Genomic DNA, 15672 nt, shown 5'->3' on the forward strand with positions numbered 1-15672 from the left:
TCCCCTTCGCGCTCAGCCTCATATCCCCGATCCATCCAGCAGCGGGACATCTTCTTCGTCCCAGGGGCTGGGCAATGAACCCTTGCTCAGATTGGCTGTCGGCAGCGGCATCCAGCACTTCAGCTCGGGTTCGGCGTATTCAACCACGCGTCCGGGCGACGAGTCGGAAGCGCGCCAGCCTTCGCTGCCGAACTGGTCGGCTCGAGACCAGTAAGCCAGGTCGACTTCCGCCGGTCCCTGTTCGGACGGCCGAACCGTGACAAGGATTCGGCTGCCATCCCTTGGCGCGCTCGACATGTGACGCCAGCGATCGGGCTCGTCCATCGTAATCTCCTCGCGCAATCTGCATCTCGGCTGTCCAGACGAATAGTCGCTTCGCGCACAAGGCCGGTCAACCCGAACTTTGCGCCGGCAGTCTATGATTGGCCGCCTGCCGGTTTGCCGCGACATGGCTGCCAGTCATCAGCGCACCTTCGCCTTGACTGCCCAGGCTCTCGTTTTCAGGGGAATGGACCCGCCCTCGCCGCGCGGCAGACTGTCGCGGAGCCTCTCCATCAATCTCTGGCGAGCTGCGGGTTCGAGACTCATGCAGTAGCCGGGCGCCGGTCCCGCACCCAGGGTGAAGGGGCGCCAGTAGTCCTCAAAGTCCTTGAACACAGCGGGCATTTCAATCCGGGTGGAGTCGATGGAGCCCAGGCCGGCCTTCTCCGCGAGATCGGTCAATCCATCTTGTGTGCAAAATGGAAAACGCCTGTCCTCGGTAAGGTCGATGGCACCGGGGTCAAGCGCCGTTGCAGCGGTCCAGAAGGCCCGCATGAATTCCACCCCGCCGCCAGGATAATCCCACACATAGAATCCAATCGTCGCTCCAGGGCGGGCCACTCGCCGCATCTCGGCGAGCGCCTTTTGCCTGTCGGGGACGAAGTTGAGAACAAGCGCCGACACGACCATGTCCTTGCTGCCCGATTCGACTGCCAAGGCCTGCGCATCGCCTGCGAGAAACGCGACACGCTTGTCCGGCACGTTTGCCCGCGCCTTGGCGAGAAAACCCTCCGACGGATCTATGGACACCAGGCTCCTGGGATTGCAACGGGCCAAGATGGCTGCCGACAGCGCCCCGGTTCCGCAACCCACCTCCAGCCAGTCCAGACCCTCCGCCGGATCGAGCCAAGCCACGAACGGTGGAGCGATCTGACGGCTCCATCGTCCCATATAGAGGTCGTAGCTATCCCCGGCCTGCCAGGCGTCGTGGCGCGTTGCCTCAGCCATCGCAATCTCCTCCCCTGATGATTTTCGACCCGTCGGACCGCGAGAATACGCCCGCCGCGCTCGCGGGAACAGGGGCCAGGAAGGTCTGCCCGGAATCGTACTCGGATGCCCACACGCTCGGCCGAAACGGGCCGGCAAGGCAGACGAACCGGGCGCCGGACAGCTCCGATCCGGAAGCAAACCGCTGCTGCCGTCACCTGGACGCGTTCGTGCTCAGCCTGCCCGGAACGCGAGGCTCCGCCTCATCAGTTGGATGCTGAGCGCCAGGTCTCCGCTTCCGATGAACCAGGGAGACAGTATCCGGGACGATCTCAGTCCGCGATAGAGCAGATAGGGAAGTCCGAGCGACAGGGCGATCAGTGCCAACTCGGAAGACATTCCGAAGTCCCGCAGCGTGAAATGAACGAACTGATGGACTAACATGATCACCAGGGAGGCCGCGCCGATTTCCGCCAACGGAGCGATGCGCAAGCTCGGCATCGCCATGAAGCGGACGAGGCCGAGGATAAAGGTCGAGATCGCCAATGCAACGAGCAGGCCGAGAAGTGGCGGGCCGAAGATGGCGTTCTTCATGCTGAAGGTAAAGTCGGACCCCGACCGCGCCGCCGCGAGCGCAACCCCGGCAACCGTTACGACAAACACCGCCGACCACAGCGCGCTCATGCCGCGTTCGCGCAGGAAATGTCCGAACCAGAATGCGCCGATGGCGAGCGGCACGTTCGTCAGAGCCAGCGGCGCGCGCACCTCCTGCCAGTAGGCCTGGATTGAATAGGCGAGGCCGACGGATGCGCCGACGAAGACCAGCATGCCGGGATCGGTCGGCCCGCTGGTCCTGATCGCCACCTCGTTATAGACAAGTTGCGTGGCGACGAGGCAGGTGACGAACCAGAACACGCCGAGTTCGCGCGTCAGGTGCCGTCCGCCCAGCAGCGCGTCGGTGATGAGTTCCCTGATCTGCCAGGGCGCCGGGGTGTCGCCGCGCAAAAAGTCCACAACGAGCACGCTCGCCATGATCGCGCCGAGAAACATCACATAGGGAATGAGCAGGCCCTGGACGCGCTTGCGGAAAAGCGCCTTCCTCTCCGTCACGGCAAAAAGGTAGCCGGATATGATGAAGAAGAACGGCATGAAGAACAGCGATGCCGTAAAGTAAATCGGGTGCGCCCATCGCCAGGTGCTGTGGTCGAGGACGTGGGCCATGACGACGAGGGTGATTCCCAAGCCCTTGGCAGTGTCTAGCCAAGTCTCACGTATGGGCAGGTTCAACTTCAGCGTTTCCTGGATACGGCTTATCGGCCGGCCCGGTCCTTCGGTTTCGATGGCGATTGTGCATTGCATCATACTGTGTGGCAAGTGCGAATTGGCCCGGCTTGACGGATTGCCGATAGTCCCATTCAGTCGGGCGATACCATTCGGCTTCTACGCCTACATGTTCGTAGGGGGCGTCAACATCCGGAAAGAGCCCTTCCGAGACCTTCGGGGGCCGTTTTCCGTTCAAAAATCCGACATGCGCGCGACCAGCGCTGCTGACCCGTTGGCGACGTTCAAGTTTCGGAGGCAGGGCAAGTCGCGACCCCAATTCGGACGTCGGCGAGGCTCCACAAGCTGTTGTGATGTCGATGCGGCCGCGGAGAGTCGGATCCTGGCGTTCGCGCGGGATCTAAGTGGCTACCTCCACACGCCGGAATACTGCCTCGACGCACCATCGGCCGCTGAGCTGCCTTTTGCCATCTTGAACCGCTCCCAGAAAAAGTTAACCTTCTACGGACTAATGGCCGCCGCGAAGGCGCGCTCACCATCCTGTTCGCGATATCCTCAAAAGGTCACGAGCGTCCGGATGCCTTGGACAGGACCACTATGCCGCAGGTTTCCATAGTCATCCCCGTACACAATCAGCCCATGCTAATCCTCGAAGCGGTGGCTTCATTTAAGGCGCAATCCCTCGCCGACTGGGAAGCCATTCTCGTTGACGACGGGTCAACCGATGGAACACCCGCCGTGCTTCAGAATCTCGCGTCCCATGACCCCAGAATTTCGCTCTGGTTGCAGACACAGCGAGGTGCTGCTTCGGCCAGAAACACAGGGGTGGCAAAAGCAAAGGCAGATTGGTTGCTCTTTCTCGACAGCGACGACTGGCTCGCTCCTAATGCCCTTGGCTCCCTATTGCGCGTTGCCGGCCAGGATGTGCATCTTGTGCACGCCTTAGGCCTTCGCGTGTGCGGGAGCCGCAGCCAGGATCGATCGCAGGTACACCTGCCCGGGGGCGACTTATTCCATCGCCTTGCATCAACGGCAACGTTTATGGTCCATGCATGCATTTTGAAAAACTCGACCTTTCACGAGCTTGGCGGTTTTGATGAAACATTGATGGCTGCGCGGACTGGGATCTCTGGCAGCGTGTCATCCGGTCTGGCGCCCTCTGCAGGGGCGTTGATGAGTTCGTGGCCTTTTATCGCCAAACAGAATCCTCGCTCAGTACCTACTACGAGCAGGAGTTTCGAGACGGCTCATCGTCATCGCCCGCGGGCACGGCCCCGATCCCCGAGTTCCAAGACCCCATCCCATGTATGCCGAAGGCGTATCGCCTGCAGAGTTCCCCGCTGCGGCATATCGCTTTGCCAGTTGGTTGGCGGGTCTTGCAATCGCACGCAAGCACTCACTCCAGGGCGTCTTGAGAGGGATGCAAGCTCTTCCTGCCGAGCCCTTGGCAGCTTCTGATATCGGAGCGGCCTTGTTCGACGCCATTCCCATCGGATTAGGCGACTTCAGGCCCAATTGGGAAACCTGCTGGCCTACACTGAAACCTCACCTTCAAGAGTTCCTAGAAAAAATTGGCACGATTGCTCACTGCGGGCCTTCTTTCGTGAACGACGTGCTGGACCATACAGAACGTCTCGCCGCTACCGCTAATGCGTCCGACACCATCGGCGTTGTCGGAAGTGTGGCCTCGCGGGTCGTCCGAATTCCCGGAGCCATTCCGCAGATCAATCTTGGTCCAGGCATCAGGTCTTTCATTGCCGTCGTTCGCCCCGAGCGAGCCGAGGTCGGACAATTGGAAGTCCTCGTTGACCAGAATTTCTCTAGTGCACGTGTTAGGGAGATGATCATCGAGCGGTACTTAAGAGAGGTGTTGTCGACTTACTCCAAAAGAGCTCCGTTTTCTATGATTTTTGGAACGACCACACATTTAATCGCTCAGAAGAAACTTATCTCATCTTTTATAAAGTTTCTACGAGAGCGCTCGGTGGGCCCTTTGCTCAAGAAGCAGATCTGCCAAGCCGTGATGGCGCAGAATTTCGTACTTCCGATCGTGGAGACTGGCGTGATCTCGACCCGACTGAAGGCCAGATCACGAACTGAACAATAACGCCGCGACCGCGCTCGCCGAACATCGGCTTATGCATCAATTTGCGTCCAGATATCCGACAATGCTCTCGTTCGTCATCATGATCCGCGGCAGCACCAGAGGGAGGTCCGTGTTCGCCACAGGTCTGGGGTAGGCCGACACGGCGCAGGCCAGCCCCGACTCTTTTGCGCATTCGATGGTCAGGTCGGAATAGTCGCCATAGGGGTAGGCGAATGTGGTGCATGGGCGGGACGACAGGTCCTCGCACGTCCGGCAGCTTTTTTGGATCTCCTTCAGCTGGATGTGCCGATCCCACAATGGGAGGGAAACGTGGGTGTCCGTGTGACCTGAAATGTCCAAGCGCGACCTTCGCGAGAGCATTCGGGCTTCATCAATCGTCATGGGTCGGTGGCTGGTTCGAGGCGCCAAGTCACTGCCGACCTGGCGAGCGAGTGATTCGATTGCTTGGTACTGCACATCAAAAGAGGCCGGCTTCAGAACCTTCCAAAGCTTGAGATAGGCCTGCTCGCGCGCAGTTCGAGGCGGCTCGTGCATAGCTCGCCACCCTCGGCCCAATTGATAGTCATCGGCCTGTTCACCCAGATCAACATGAGCATCGCGACCGGCGACGACGATGGAGGCTGGTCCTGCGGCCCTAGGATCGAAGATAACCCGTTCGAGAGCATCGTTCCAGAACTCGTCGGTTTTCCCGAGCATGGACGTTACCAGAAAGAACGTAGCTGGAAGACCGAGCGTTTCCAGGACAGGCGCCGCGATTAAGGCATTGCACGCGTAGCCGTCGTCGAAAGTAATGGCTGCAGCGTCAGGTGGAAGGCTTCCTTCAATGTGCCTCGATGCGAGTTCGCGCAACGGCAGCACACGTCTCGTCTTTGCGAGGTCCCGCACCTGCTTCTCGAAATTGGTTGGCGAAACGGCGAGTTCCCACGGGTCCAGGTCCGTTGCAGCGATGCGATGGTACATCAGGATCACCGGCTTGAAGACGCAGCGACGTAAAACGCGGCGCAACCTTGTCTTGAGCGTCCAAGCCATTCTATTAGCCCTTTGTGGCGCATATCCCGATGGTGACAGGAAAGTGATGATCCTGCTCGTGTAGCATTTCTGGCTTGAGCTCTTCCGCAGCAATACCTTCGAGAAAGCATACCGCAGAGCAGACGTTTCCATAGACAGCAATATGCGTCGAGTCCGCCCCAAAGACATCCGAGAACAATCGGCGAGCGGAAGCTTCCGTCAGCGACCAATACCAGGTTTCATATTCCTGATGATGATCAATGGGCGTCAGGCCTGGCACCGTTACAAGTACGGTTCCACCGCTCTTGAGGAGCCGGAAGAGCGCAGAAACAGCCTTCTGCAGATCAAAGATGAGATGCAGAGTCTGGGTCAGTACGATCGCATCGAACTTATCGTTCCATTCTGCGCCCAGGCTCGTGAGGTCGCCGACGATCGTCGCGCGGGTATTTTCAGGGCGCAAGTCGACGATATCACGCTGTGTCGTTCTCGGTCCTCCGAAGCGAGCCGTGTAGTCGTCGTCCACGACTTCAAGCGTTCTACCGTGGATGCTTGACGCGTGTTCCGCCAGAAATCTTTCGATGTAGATACGATCAATTGGTGTTCCGCGATCATACCCGAAATTTCGACTGATCGGATCGGTCCGCTCAAAGTCGCCAAAGTGCACCCTTCCGACGCCGGGTCGGTCATATCTCATCAGCCGCCTCAATCGTTTCTTGACGATTTTCGGCAAGAGGCGATGGGCAAACATTCTACATTTTGCGTAGCGAACTCCCCAGGCGCTCTCAGGCATCACATACTGTCGGGTCCTGCCAAATGGTTTCACGCCTTGGCTTCGCGCTACTGGGGCTGCTGCCCTCTGAACGGTGAGCACCGTACCTTGGTCATCGACCTAGCTCCCGAGGGATGCGAACTCGGCCTGACCACCTTTCGACCTTTCGACGTGATTGCAACCCCATGTTACGGGTGTCAGTCGCGGGGCGCAAGACCTTCGTAACCTGGCGAGTGCCCCGCGCCTCGGAGCGCGGCGCGCGCGGCATTCGTTCCACCGAGTTCCGGGCTGATGTAGGGCCCGCCATCATCCAGCAGCGCATCGAATTCGCCAAGGTATTCGACGACGGCGGCGCCGCGAGCAATGCGCGCGGCCAGTTTGGCGAGAGCCAGCTGGAGCTCCTTTTCGCGTTTGCGCTGGTCCTGATAATTCTTCTGAAGAAGAAGATGAACAGAGAAACGCCAATACCGATCAGGATCACGCCAAGCTGGGAAAAGATGTTGCGATTATCACGATGGCGCATGTCGTGGCGCACGCTGTGCGCCACACGAATATTGACGATCAGCGAAAGGATCAGAAGCCCGGCACCGACCAGGATGAGGCCGCGGATGAGGAAATAGCCATGGCCTGAGTTGAAATCCATGCGTTTGCCGCGTCCCTGAACCCCAGACCGCGCAGACTAAAATTCAGCAGTCCGCTTGATTTTCCGCCGATCTTCACCCATTGTTGCGCTGCACAATATCGGGGTAGTGCCGATGTGTCAGTTCAAGGCCTTTCGATAGGAAACGTTGACCGGCGCCGGTTACCGTTTTTGCGAAAGGCGGCCGGCTGTTGAAATCGATCGCGCTTTGACGTCGGATCGACCAGGTCCGTATCAAGCAGCAAAGGACCAAGATGCTTCGCGACCTGCCCGCCTACAAGAAAATGTTGATGCTCGGCATTATCGGGCTGGTGCTCGTCGCCATCCTCGACGCCTTCAGCAACCTGCCCGTCATCTCCGGCTGCGCATTCTACAGCAATTGCGCGATGGATGGCGCCGTAGAAGCACCGATCGGGCACAGTCAGGATCCGACGCTGCAATGAAGCCACCCGGGAAGACGGCGCTTATCGTCTATGACGGCGACTGCATCTTCTGCCAGAGCTATGTCCGCTTTGCCCGGCTGCGCGACGCGGTCGGTCCTGTCGAGCTGCTCGACGCGCGCTCCGGCGACCCGCGCGTTGCCGAGTTTCAGCGCCAGGGCTTCGACCTGAACGAGGGCATGCTCTTCGTTTTCGAGGACCGCGTCTACCACGGCGAGGAAGCCATCAATCTCCTGGCGATCCTCAGTTCCTCTTCGACGCTTTTTGGCTGGCTCAACCGCAGGATTCTCTCAAACAGGACGGCGGCGCGGCTGATCTATCCGGCGCTCAAGCTCGGACGCCGGGCCACCCTGAGGCTTCGCGGCCGCTCGCTGATCCCTGCAGATCTCGAACGGCGCTAAAGCATGTCGCGCAAAAGCATGCCCTCGGGCCCTGATCCGAGGGTGCGCAGTGGTTTGCAACAACGACATGAACTTAAAGCGACGCGTGACTCTTGCAATCGCGAGGCGCTTTGGACATTTCCCGGCGAAATGGATGGCTTAAGTTGACTGCCCAGCGACATCTATCAGTCGACATCTACCAGTTTCGTTCGTGAGAACGGCGCTCAGTGGGTGCAGGCCTTCGGCCGCGAGAAATCCACCAACTTGAACACAAGCAACTTGCGTTCGATGAGGCTGGGCATTTCGCCCGCGAAGGTCGACGCGTTAGCCCGGGTAATCGTCTCGCCGTCCTTCACGTAAGTCACCCAGGCCTCCGGCTTCCGGCGCAGCTGTTTCTTCACATCGAGGAGGACGTGGTGATTGCCCGCCCGCGACTGCCGGACGAGATGAGGCTCCGAGGAATCAACGATCTTCACCACCTCGTTCTGATAGTTGAACAGGTATGGTGGCTTGGGAAAGAGCAGATGATTGGTCTGGCCGGCTTCCGTGTGCAGATTGCTGAACATGTTGATGGAACTCTCCGTCTTGAGCCCGACATAGGGTGACAGGCAGGAGAGGAAGAACAAGCCCGGCACCAAATAGACCCAGAGCGGCTGGCGCGGCGAGGAAACAGTCTTGCAAGGCAGATTCTGCAGAGCCACATGGGACAGCACGACCATCGCCGCGCCGCCCACTACCGCCCAAATGAGGATCCAGACGGAGTGGACCATCATGTCGAAGGAGCGCCCGGGAAAAGCATAGGTGAGCGCAATGACGAGAGTGACCGCGACCAGCATCACGGCGGCGCCCGGCAGCAAGATCCCGATCCGGCCGAACGTCTCGCGCAGCGGATTGGTAAACTCCAGCGAGGTGCGATAGAGCGCCTCGCTGGCGGGCGTGGGGATGCTCAGCACATACAGCGCGAACACCAGGCTGGAAAAGTCCATGTACCAGGAATAAGCCGAAATCGGGATCACGTAATGGAAGACGAGTGCGAGGATGAACCCCACGGCGAAATAGCGCTTCCAGTAGAGGGACACGATCGCGATCGCCTCAATGACGAAGGTGGCGAAGATCGCAAGATACCGGCCAAACAGATTGTCCTCGAGGCCGAATGGACGAGCCAGCGGAGCGTAGAGGCCCACCGCGCAACTCACGGAAGGATCGAGGAAATCGGTGTTGATCTTGTGGAAGATGCCGTAGAAATACATGATGGCGAGCAGCGCCCGGGCGACGATCCGGATCTGTTGATAAAGCTCCATCCGGGCCAGCGCGGCGCCGCGGCCGGCGGCCCGCAGATAGAGCACTGCTGCGCTGAGCAGGATAGCCCCGTTCATCACCGCCGTGATCGTCTTGTTGTTCGAAGCGACCGGCATGCGCAGCGCGTACAGCACAAGCGATACCATCACGAGCCCGATCAAGAACTCGGTCCGCCGCGGGTACAGCAGGAGTAGCAGGCTGAACAGGACGACCGACCAGCTCAGAGCGGCAAACAGCGGCCCCTTGTAGCCAAGCATGGAGTAGATATCACCGGCGATACTGAAGATCGCCGCCATTGCCCAGAACGGGGTAAATGCGGTCAACCCGTCAAATGTATCGTCCCGTCCTCTGACTTTCGTGATCTTGCCGCGACCAACGTTCCATATCGGTGTCGCGCTTGAATACTGCTGCTGCCCAATAAACACCAGTTAAGCCCCCTCAAGTTCCCCTGCAGGTTCTTTTGGCGTCCAACTGGTGACGACTTGGCGCGCCTTCGGAACCGTCCTATGTTGCACTGCAACATCAGCACGAGCGCAGATTAAGAGTCAATCCGCCGTCGTCGGTAGCTCCTGCTGCCGAGCATCAGCCATTGGGAGAGGTACGGCGGACCCAAAGCGGGATGTTTAATTTGAACTGGCCATCCCGCTCCATTTGTTTCGCCCGCGACTGCATGTCGCCCAAGGCATGCCCTCGGGCCTGATCCGAGGGCGCGTAGCGGAATCAAGACAACGACATGTCAAGAAACAAGAACTTGAAGCGGCGCATTAATCCTGCGGATGCGCCGCGCTTCGCTGACTAACGCTGCTTTGCCGTTCTGGGAAATTCCACCACGTCCGCGGGCGGACGCTTGTACTGAGCTGCGACAATTGCATCGATCAGGATGTCTAGGGCGGCGCGAGCCGCGCTGCTCGTCTCGTCATCGCCGCGCAAATAGTGGCAGGCTCGTTCAAGATGGAGGTGGGCTGCGGCAAAGTCACTGGTCATGGATTCTCCTTTTGCCCGCCGCTGGACAGGATGGCCCATTTCGATTTACCCAAAGGCGAACATCCACCGCTGGATTTGAATCAAATATGGCGGGTTAACCAGATCTTCAGCATCGCGAGGCGACCTTGCGGCTGCGGACATGTGTTGAGTTCCGCCTCAGGCAACAGACCCGCTCCGGAGACCGGGGCGGGTTTTTGCTTGAATGGTGCCGAACTGCCTGTCCAATGCTCTACGCTGCCGCGGCGGAGCCGACCTAGCGTCAAGCAGCGAAGCGGCCCACCGCAAAGGGCGCGAGGCAGTCAGGATCGCCGTGTCCGGCAATCAGGTCGGCGACCAAGCGGGCGGTGATCGGCGCCAGGGTGAGGCCGAGATGACCATGGCCGAAGGCATGGATCACCCTGGGGCTGCCACGTGACCGACCGATGACGGGCCGGGAATCGGGCAGCGACGGCCGGAACCCGAGCCATTCGGATGAGGGCCGGCCGAGTGAGGGGAAGAACTGCCTGACACCGCGATCCAGCAGCGCCAGCCGGCGCGGATTTGCCGGCGCTGCAAGCCCGCCGAGCTCGACGGTTCCGGCGACACGCAGCCGGCCGGCCATCGGCGTCATGTAAAAGCCGAGATCGACGGGACAGACCGGACGATTGAGCAAAGGCGCTTCGGTCGGGAATTCGAGATGATAGCCGCGTTCGGTCTCGAGCGGGATGCTGTCGCCGGCCTGCATGGCCAACGCCCGCGATTGTGCACCCGCGGCGATCACCACCGTGCTCGCCTTGATGCGAAGGCCGCAACCGCTGAGCCTGGCACCATCAGCCTCGACCTGCAGCCCTGATATGGCAGCCTGCGCCACCGACACGCCGCGGGCGGTTGCGGCATCGAGCAGCCGCCGCATCAGCGTCTTTGGATCGGTGACGTTCATCGAATCCGGGAAGTACAGTCCGCGGGTCCCGGTCGGAGGCAGGCGCGGCTCGAGCGCGGCCACCTCACCCGGCGTCAGGACCTCCTGATGCACGCCAAACCCGGCGCGCAGCGCCCTGCCCCCAGCGGCCCTGGCGAAATCGCTCTCGCGACGATACAGGTAAAGGCAGCCGTTGCGGCGCAGCAGGTCGGCCATATCGGCCTCTTTCGCCATCTCCTCCCATGCCGGCAGGGCCTCAGCCAGAAGGCCGGCCAGCGCCAGCGCATTGGCACGGGTGGCTGCCGGAAGCGACTGCCGCACGAAGCGGACCAGCCAGGGCGCAAGCTGGAAAAACGCCGGCCAGCGCAAGGCGAATGGGCTGGCAGGATCGAGGAGCAGTTTTGGCAATTGGCGCAGCAGGGCCGGGTTGCCGACCGGCATGCAGGCATATTCGGCGAGCGTTCCGGCGTTGCCAAACGAGGCGCCGGAGCCAGGCTCGTTGGGATCGATGAGCAGCACCTCGCGCCCCTCGGCCGCAAGCCGAAGTGCCGTCGCCAGCCCGACAATGCCGGCGCCAACGATGGCGATTTCGACGGTTTCCGCTGCTGCCAAGACCGTATCTTCTTGTTTGACCATGATCTTTTCCGAAAACCGGCCCCCACTTTTCGGGATCATGGTCTAGACGAAGCCAGGCAGTTGCAAATGCCCGGCCGCGAGCAGTTCAGCCATGGTGTTCAGCGCCGTGCGCAGATCGTCAAGCGAGCGCGCGGCGCCGACATTGATGCGCACCCCGTGCTGTACCGGCTCGCGTCCGACCGCGAAGGCATCGCCGGGAAGAACGGCAACGCCACGTTCCAGGCAGGTGCGAGCGAAACCCGCGCCCCGCCACGGCTCCGGCAGGCGCAGCCACGCATGCGTCGAGGTGGCGTGGCTCTGGACATCGTAGCGGCCGAGGATTTCGGTGAGGATGGCCTGGCGCTGGCGAAGCTCCTGCTTCTGGGCTTCGATGATGCGCGCCGCCGAGCCCTCTTCTATCAGCCGTGCGCCGATCAGCGCGGTCAGAGGGCTGATGCTCCAGCAGTTTATGCGCAAAGCCGCGGCGACCTGGCCGGCTATGGCGCGTGGCGCGATCACAAAACCGAGGCGCAGTCCCGGGGCAAGGCATTTCGACAAGGCGCCGATGTGAACCGTCAATTCGGGCTCGAGGCTGGCAAGCGACGGCGGCGGATTGTCCGCCAGCGGCCGATAGACGTCATCCTCGATGATGAGGACGTTATGGCGACGGGCGACAGTCACCAACTCGTGCCGGCGCTCCTCGCCCAGCGTGATGGTGGTCGGGTTGTGCAGGGTCGGCACCAGGAAGACCGCGCGTGGGCGCAGCTGCGCGCAGGCCGCCTCGAACGCGTCGGCCCGCATGCCGCCACGGTCCATGGCGATGCCTCTGAGATCGAGCCCATGCACCCGGCACAGGGCATTGATGCCCTGGTAGGTCACTTCGTCGGCGAGCACGACCTCGCCCTGCCTGGTCACCGCGCCAAGCACGCAATCCAGCCCATGCTGGGCGCCCGCCGCCAGCACCACCCGGCCGGGATCGCCGTCGCCGGCGACCGGCTGCATCCACTCGGCGATCGCCGCCCTCGCCCACAGCGGCCCCTCGGGCGGGTGATAGTCCTGAAGCGTGGCGTAGTGCCGGTCCTTGGCCAGGCGCGGCAGCAGCAGGGCCAGGGCATCGAGATAGGCCGAGGTTGCCGGCCGGTTGACGGAAAGATCGATGACGCCGCTGTCGTCGCTTGGCGCCGACACGAAACCTGGTCCTTCGCCGCCGTTACGGGCAGCCACCGTTGTGCCGCGTCCAGGCCGCGCTTCGAGCAACCCGCGCTGCTGCAGCGTCGACAGCGCCCGCGTTACCGTGGTGACGTTGATGCCAAGCGCGCGGGCAATCTCGCGCTGCGGCGGCAGCCGGTCTCCAACGGCAAGCGTGCCGGCTGTAATCCGTTCGGCAATAGCGTCGGCAAGGCGCCGGTAGACCGGGCCTTTTTCCGAGGCGAGTTGCAGGTCCTGAAGCATGCGGATTGGCGGATTCGGTGTGTTGAGGCTCTGGCTACCGGCGCATCTAGCATAAGACAATCCTCCGGACAATAGCGCTTGTCCGGTGCCTGATTCCAAAATTCGGGCTGAAAAATCTCACACAACACCGAAGAATGCCGCTTGACGGGCAAACTTGTCTGCATCTATGCTTCTTTAGCGATCGATTGTGTGAGCATACAAGTTTGGTTTGCCGCCTTGCGCGGCCAGCCTCAAGCGAGACCGGCACATGGACGGCAAGCACCACCTCGTTTCGACAAGCGGCCATTGCCGGCGCTCAACGGAATTCCGTCCGTGATCGCCGAAGCGACAGGCCTGTCACGCGACAGCGCCGGTCCGGCACCGGGGGCCAATGCCAGCGGCCCCCATGACGGCCGGGGATTTGTCGAGTTCGTCGATGTCGAGAAATCCTATGACGGCCGCACGTTCGCAGTGACACGGCTGAACCTCAGCGTAGCGCGCGGCGAGTTCCTCACCCTTCTCGGCCCCTCAGGTTCGGGCAAGACGACAACGCTCAACATGCTTGCCGGCTTCGAACGGCCGACCAGCGGAGTCATCACGCTTGAAGGCCGGTCGGTCGACAGGCTGCCGCCCTACGAACGCAACATCGGCATGGTATTCCAGAACTACGCGCTGTTTCCGCACATGAGCGTCGAGGAGAACGTCGCCTTCCCGCTCTCGGTCCGCAAGACCGCCAGGGCGAACGTGGCATCCCGCGTCGGCCGCGCGCTCGACATGGTGCGGCTGCGGCAATTCGGCGACCGGCGGCCGGCACAGCTTTCCGGCGGCCAGCAGCAGCGCGTCGCGCTCGCCCGCGCGCTGGTGTTCGAGCCAAGCCTGGTGCTGATGGACGAGCCGCTCGGCGCGCTCGACAAGAAGCTGCGCGAGCACATGCAGATCGAGATCAAGCAGCTGCACACCATGCTCGGCGTCACCATCGTCTATGTCACGCACGACCAGAGCGAGGCGCTGACCATGTCGGACCGCGTTGCCGTATTCAACAATGGCGGGATTGCCCAGCTCGGTTCGCCCGACGATCTCTACAACACGCCGGAGAGCTCGTTCGTCGCCAGCTTCATCGGCGAGAACAACACGCTGGAAGGCAAGGTCGAGCGCGTCTCCGGCAAGGAGTGCCGCGTCGCGCTGTACGGCGGCGGTTCGGTCGCCGCGCTGGCCATCGGCGTCGCCGAAGGCGCGGCCTGCCATGTCGCCATCCGCCCGGAACGGTTGAAGCTCGCGCCCGCTTCGAACGGTGCAAATGCGTTAGCCGCCACGGTCGAAGGCCGCATCTATCTCGGGGACCACCAGCGTCTTCTGGCCAGGCTGGAAAGCGGCCAGGTGCTGACCGTCAAGGTCGGCCCCGAAGCGACCATGGGCAACGGGGAGCCGGTCACGGTTTCCTGCGCGCCCACCGACTGCCGTGCCTTTCCGGCCGATGCCGGAACGGGCGGTTCCATCTCGAAAACAGGGGAATAAGAACAATGAAGATCACAAAAGCCCGGCTGTTCGCCTTCGCGGCAGCCACAGCATTCATCACCATGGGAAATGCCGCCTTCGCCGACGAACTTTCGATCATGGCCAGCGGCGGCGCCTGGCAGGATGCCCAGCGCAAGGCATGGTTCGAGCCGTTCAGCAAGGAAACCGGGATCAAGATCGTCGAGCAGGAATATCTTGGCGATCTCGGCAAGGTCAAAGCGATGGTCGATACCGGCAACGTGCCGATCGATCTTGTGACTGTCGAGACGGCGACCGTGCTGCAGGGTTGCGACGCCGGCATTCTCGAGCGGCTCGACTATTCCAGGATCGCCCCCCGTGAAAAGTTCATCGAAGGTTCGGCGCTCGACTGCGGCGTCGGTCTCGACGCCTATGGCGATGTCCTTTCCTATGACCCCCACGTGCTGAAGGAGGCGCCAACCTCGGTCCTCGACATCTTCGACACGACGAAGTTTCCGGGCAAGCGCGCGATGCGCAAGTTTCCGGCACAGAACCTCGAATGGGCACTGATGGCCGACGGGGTCGCGGCGGCCGATGTCTACGAGGTGCTGGCAACCCCCGAAGGCGTCAACCGCGCTTTCAAGAAGCTCGACACCATCAAGCAGGACATCGTCTGGTGGGATGCCGGCGCACAGCCGCCGCAGCTCCTCGCATCCAAGGAAGTAGTGATGACCACCGCCTGGAACGGCCGTATCCAGAACGCCATCGACAAGGACGGGGCGCCGTTCAAGATCGTCTGGAACAACCAGATCCTCGAATATGATATGATCGCCATTCCGAAGGGCGCCAAGAACCCGGATCTGGCCTACAAATACCTTGCCTATATCAGCCAGCCGGAAATCAACGCCAAGCTCGCCAGCTACATCACCTACGGGCCGGTGCGCATTGATGCGGCCTCCTTCGTCGCGCCGGACGCCCTGCCGAAATTGCCGAACGCACCCGACCACATGACCGCTTACCTGGTCGCCGATACCGAATTCTGGGGCGACTATGGCGAGGACCTGGTCAAGCGCTTCAACGCCTGGCTCGCGCAGTAGGG

15 protein-coding genes and 1 pseudogene are annotated in these 15672 nt (G+C 61.4%); 6 read left to right on the plus strand and 10 right to left on the minus strand.

Annotation, left to right across the window (positions count from 1 at the left end):
• Positions 1–18 precede the first annotated feature (18 nt).
• The 3 genes from AC0L3O_RS20800 to AC0L3O_RS20810 form a co-directional block, all read right to left on the minus strand.
• Positions 19–324, minus strand: coding sequence for a hypothetical protein (locus AC0L3O_RS20800; protein WP_023799134.1), 306 nt, complete (start codon positions 322–324; stop codon positions 19–21).
• Positions 325–462: 138 nt separating this feature from the next.
• On the minus strand, positions 463–1269 hold the full coding sequence (locus tag AC0L3O_RS20805) for a class I SAM-dependent methyltransferase (protein WP_287238537.1): 807 nt from the start codon (positions 1267–1269) through the stop codon (positions 463–465).
• A gap of 213 nt (positions 1270–1482) precedes the next feature.
• Positions 1483–2535, minus strand: coding sequence for an acyltransferase family protein (locus AC0L3O_RS20810; RefSeq protein ID WP_473616478.1), 1053 nt, complete (start codon positions 2533–2535; stop codon positions 1483–1485).
• Positions 2536–3126: 591 nt separating this feature from the next.
• Between AC0L3O_RS20810 and AC0L3O_RS20815 the strand changes: the two are divergent.
• Together AC0L3O_RS20815 and AC0L3O_RS20820 are read left to right on the plus strand one after the other, a co-directional pair.
• Positions 3127–3501: pseudogene (locus AC0L3O_RS20815) on the plus strand (glycosyltransferase family 2 protein); the annotation flags it as partial.
• 331 nt (positions 3502–3832) lie between these two features.
• Entirely contained in the window at positions 3833–4636 is an 804-nt protein-coding gene (locus AC0L3O_RS20820) for a hypothetical protein (protein WP_287238541.1), read from the plus strand.
• 36 nt (positions 4637–4672) lie between these two features.
• Here the strand turns inward: AC0L3O_RS20820 and AC0L3O_RS20825 are convergent, their stop codons facing one another.
• From AC0L3O_RS20825 to AC0L3O_RS20835, 3 genes are all read right to left on the minus strand, one after another.
• Positions 4673–5665 (minus strand): polysaccharide deacetylase family protein, encoded by a 993-nt coding sequence (locus AC0L3O_RS20825; protein ID WP_287238543.1) that lies wholly within the window; start codon positions 5663–5665, stop codon positions 4673–4675.
• 4 nt (positions 5666–5669) lie between these two features.
• Positions 5670–6392: a class I SAM-dependent methyltransferase gene (locus AC0L3O_RS20830; protein WP_287238545.1), complete on the minus strand. Its 723-nt coding sequence runs from the start codon at positions 6390–6392 to the stop codon at positions 5670–5672.
• A gap of 133 nt (positions 6393–6525) precedes the next feature.
• A complete protein-coding gene (locus AC0L3O_RS20835) occupies positions 6526–7056 on the minus strand; it encodes a hypothetical protein (protein ID WP_473616480.1) in 531 nt (176 codons plus the stop codon).
• 251 nt (positions 7057–7307) lie between these two features.
• On the opposite strand from AC0L3O_RS20835, the gene AC0L3O_RS20840 reads away from it, so the two are divergent.
• Positions 7308–7496 carry a hypothetical protein gene (locus tag AC0L3O_RS20840; protein WP_128246943.1) on the plus strand — a complete coding sequence of 63 codons (189 nt, stop codon included), beginning with the start codon at positions 7308–7310 and terminating at the stop codon, positions 7494–7496.
• Positions 7493–7894: a thiol-disulfide oxidoreductase DCC family protein gene (locus AC0L3O_RS20845; RefSeq protein WP_287238549.1), complete on the plus strand. Its 402-nt coding sequence runs from the start codon at positions 7493–7495 to the stop codon at positions 7892–7894. The genes AC0L3O_RS20840 and AC0L3O_RS20845 overlap by 4 nt, the downstream gene beginning before the upstream one ends.
• 203 nt (positions 7895–8097) lie before the next feature.
• On the opposite strand, the gene AC0L3O_RS20850 is transcribed toward AC0L3O_RS20845, so the two are convergent.
• From AC0L3O_RS20850 to AC0L3O_RS20865, 4 genes are all read right to left on the minus strand, one after another.
• Positions 8098–9495, minus strand: a complete 1398-nt coding sequence (locus AC0L3O_RS20850) for a thiol-disulfide oxidoreductase (protein WP_287364060.1) — start codon at positions 9493–9495, stop codon at positions 8098–8100.
• A 472-nt stretch (positions 9496–9967) separates the two neighbouring features.
• Entirely contained in the window at positions 9968–10156 is a 189-nt protein-coding gene (locus tag AC0L3O_RS20855) for a hypothetical protein (protein WP_023799140.1), read from the minus strand.
• Between the two features lie 259 nt (positions 10157–10415).
• Positions 10416–11666 (minus strand): NAD(P)/FAD-dependent oxidoreductase, encoded by a 1251-nt coding sequence (locus tag AC0L3O_RS20860; protein WP_473616493.1) that lies wholly within the window; start codon positions 11664–11666, stop codon positions 10416–10418.
• 66 nt (positions 11667–11732) lie between these two features.
• Positions 11733–13121, minus strand: coding sequence for an aminotransferase-like domain-containing protein (locus AC0L3O_RS20865; protein WP_128246941.1), 1389 nt, complete (start codon positions 13119–13121; stop codon positions 11733–11735).
• Between the two features lie 312 nt (positions 13122–13433).
• Between AC0L3O_RS20865 and AC0L3O_RS20870 the strand changes: the two genes are divergently transcribed.
• Both AC0L3O_RS20870 and AC0L3O_RS20875 read left to right on the plus strand, forming a co-directional pair.
• Positions 13434–14615: an ABC transporter ATP-binding protein gene (locus tag AC0L3O_RS20870; RefSeq protein ID WP_287364062.1), complete on the plus strand. Its 1182-nt coding sequence runs from the start codon at positions 13434–13436 to the stop codon at positions 14613–14615.
• A gap of 5 nt (positions 14616–14620) precedes the next feature.
• A complete protein-coding gene (locus AC0L3O_RS20875; protein WP_473616481.1) occupies positions 14621–15670 on the plus strand; it encodes an ABC transporter substrate-binding protein in 1050 nt (349 codons plus the stop codon).
• The last annotated feature ends 2 nt before the right edge of the window (positions 15671–15672 follow it).

The sequence above is a fragment of the Mesorhizobium sp. WSM4810 genome (assembly GCF_055811235.1).

Excerpts from the sequence above, each read along its gene's own strand:
- AC0L3O_RS20800 (WP_023799134.1), bottom strand. The coding sequence starts at position 324 with ATGGACGAGCCCGATCGCTGGCGTCACATGTCGAGCGCGCCAAGGGAT.
- AC0L3O_RS20805 (WP_287238537.1), bottom strand. The coding sequence starts at position 1,269 with ATGGCTGAGGCAACGCGCCACGACGCCTGGCAGGCCGGGGATAGCTAC.
- AC0L3O_RS20820 (WP_287238541.1), top strand. The coding sequence starts at position 3,833 with ATGTATGCCGAAGGCGTATCGCCTGCAGAGTTCCCCGCTGCGGCATAT.
- AC0L3O_RS20825 (WP_287238543.1), bottom strand. The coding sequence starts at position 5,665 with ATGGCTTGGACGCTCAAGACAAGGTTGCGCCGCGTTTTACGTCGCTGC.
- AC0L3O_RS20830 (WP_287238545.1), bottom strand. The coding sequence starts at position 6,392 with ATGTTTGCCCATCGCCTCTTGCCGAAAATCGTCAAGAAACGATTGAGG.
- AC0L3O_RS20835 (WP_473616480.1), bottom strand. The coding sequence starts at position 7,056 with ATGGATTTCAACTCAGGCCATGGCTATTTCCTCATCCGCGGCCTCATC.
- AC0L3O_RS20840 (WP_128246943.1), top strand. The coding sequence starts at position 7,308 with ATGCTTCGCGACCTGCCCGCCTACAAGAAAATGTTGATGCTCGGCATT.
- AC0L3O_RS20845 (WP_287238549.1), top strand. The coding sequence starts at position 7,493 with ATGAAGCCACCCGGGAAGACGGCGCTTATCGTCTATGACGGCGACTGC.
- AC0L3O_RS20855 (WP_023799140.1), bottom strand. The coding sequence starts at position 10,156 with ATGACCAGTGACTTTGCCGCAGCCCACCTCCATCTTGAACGAGCCTGC.
- AC0L3O_RS20865 (WP_128246941.1), bottom strand. The coding sequence starts at position 13,121 with ATGCTTCAGGACCTGCAACTCGCCTCGGAAAAAGGCCCGGTCTACCGG.
- AC0L3O_RS20875 (WP_473616481.1), top strand. The coding sequence starts at position 14,621 with ATGAAGATCACAAAAGCCCGGCTGTTCGCCTTCGCGGCAGCCACAGCA.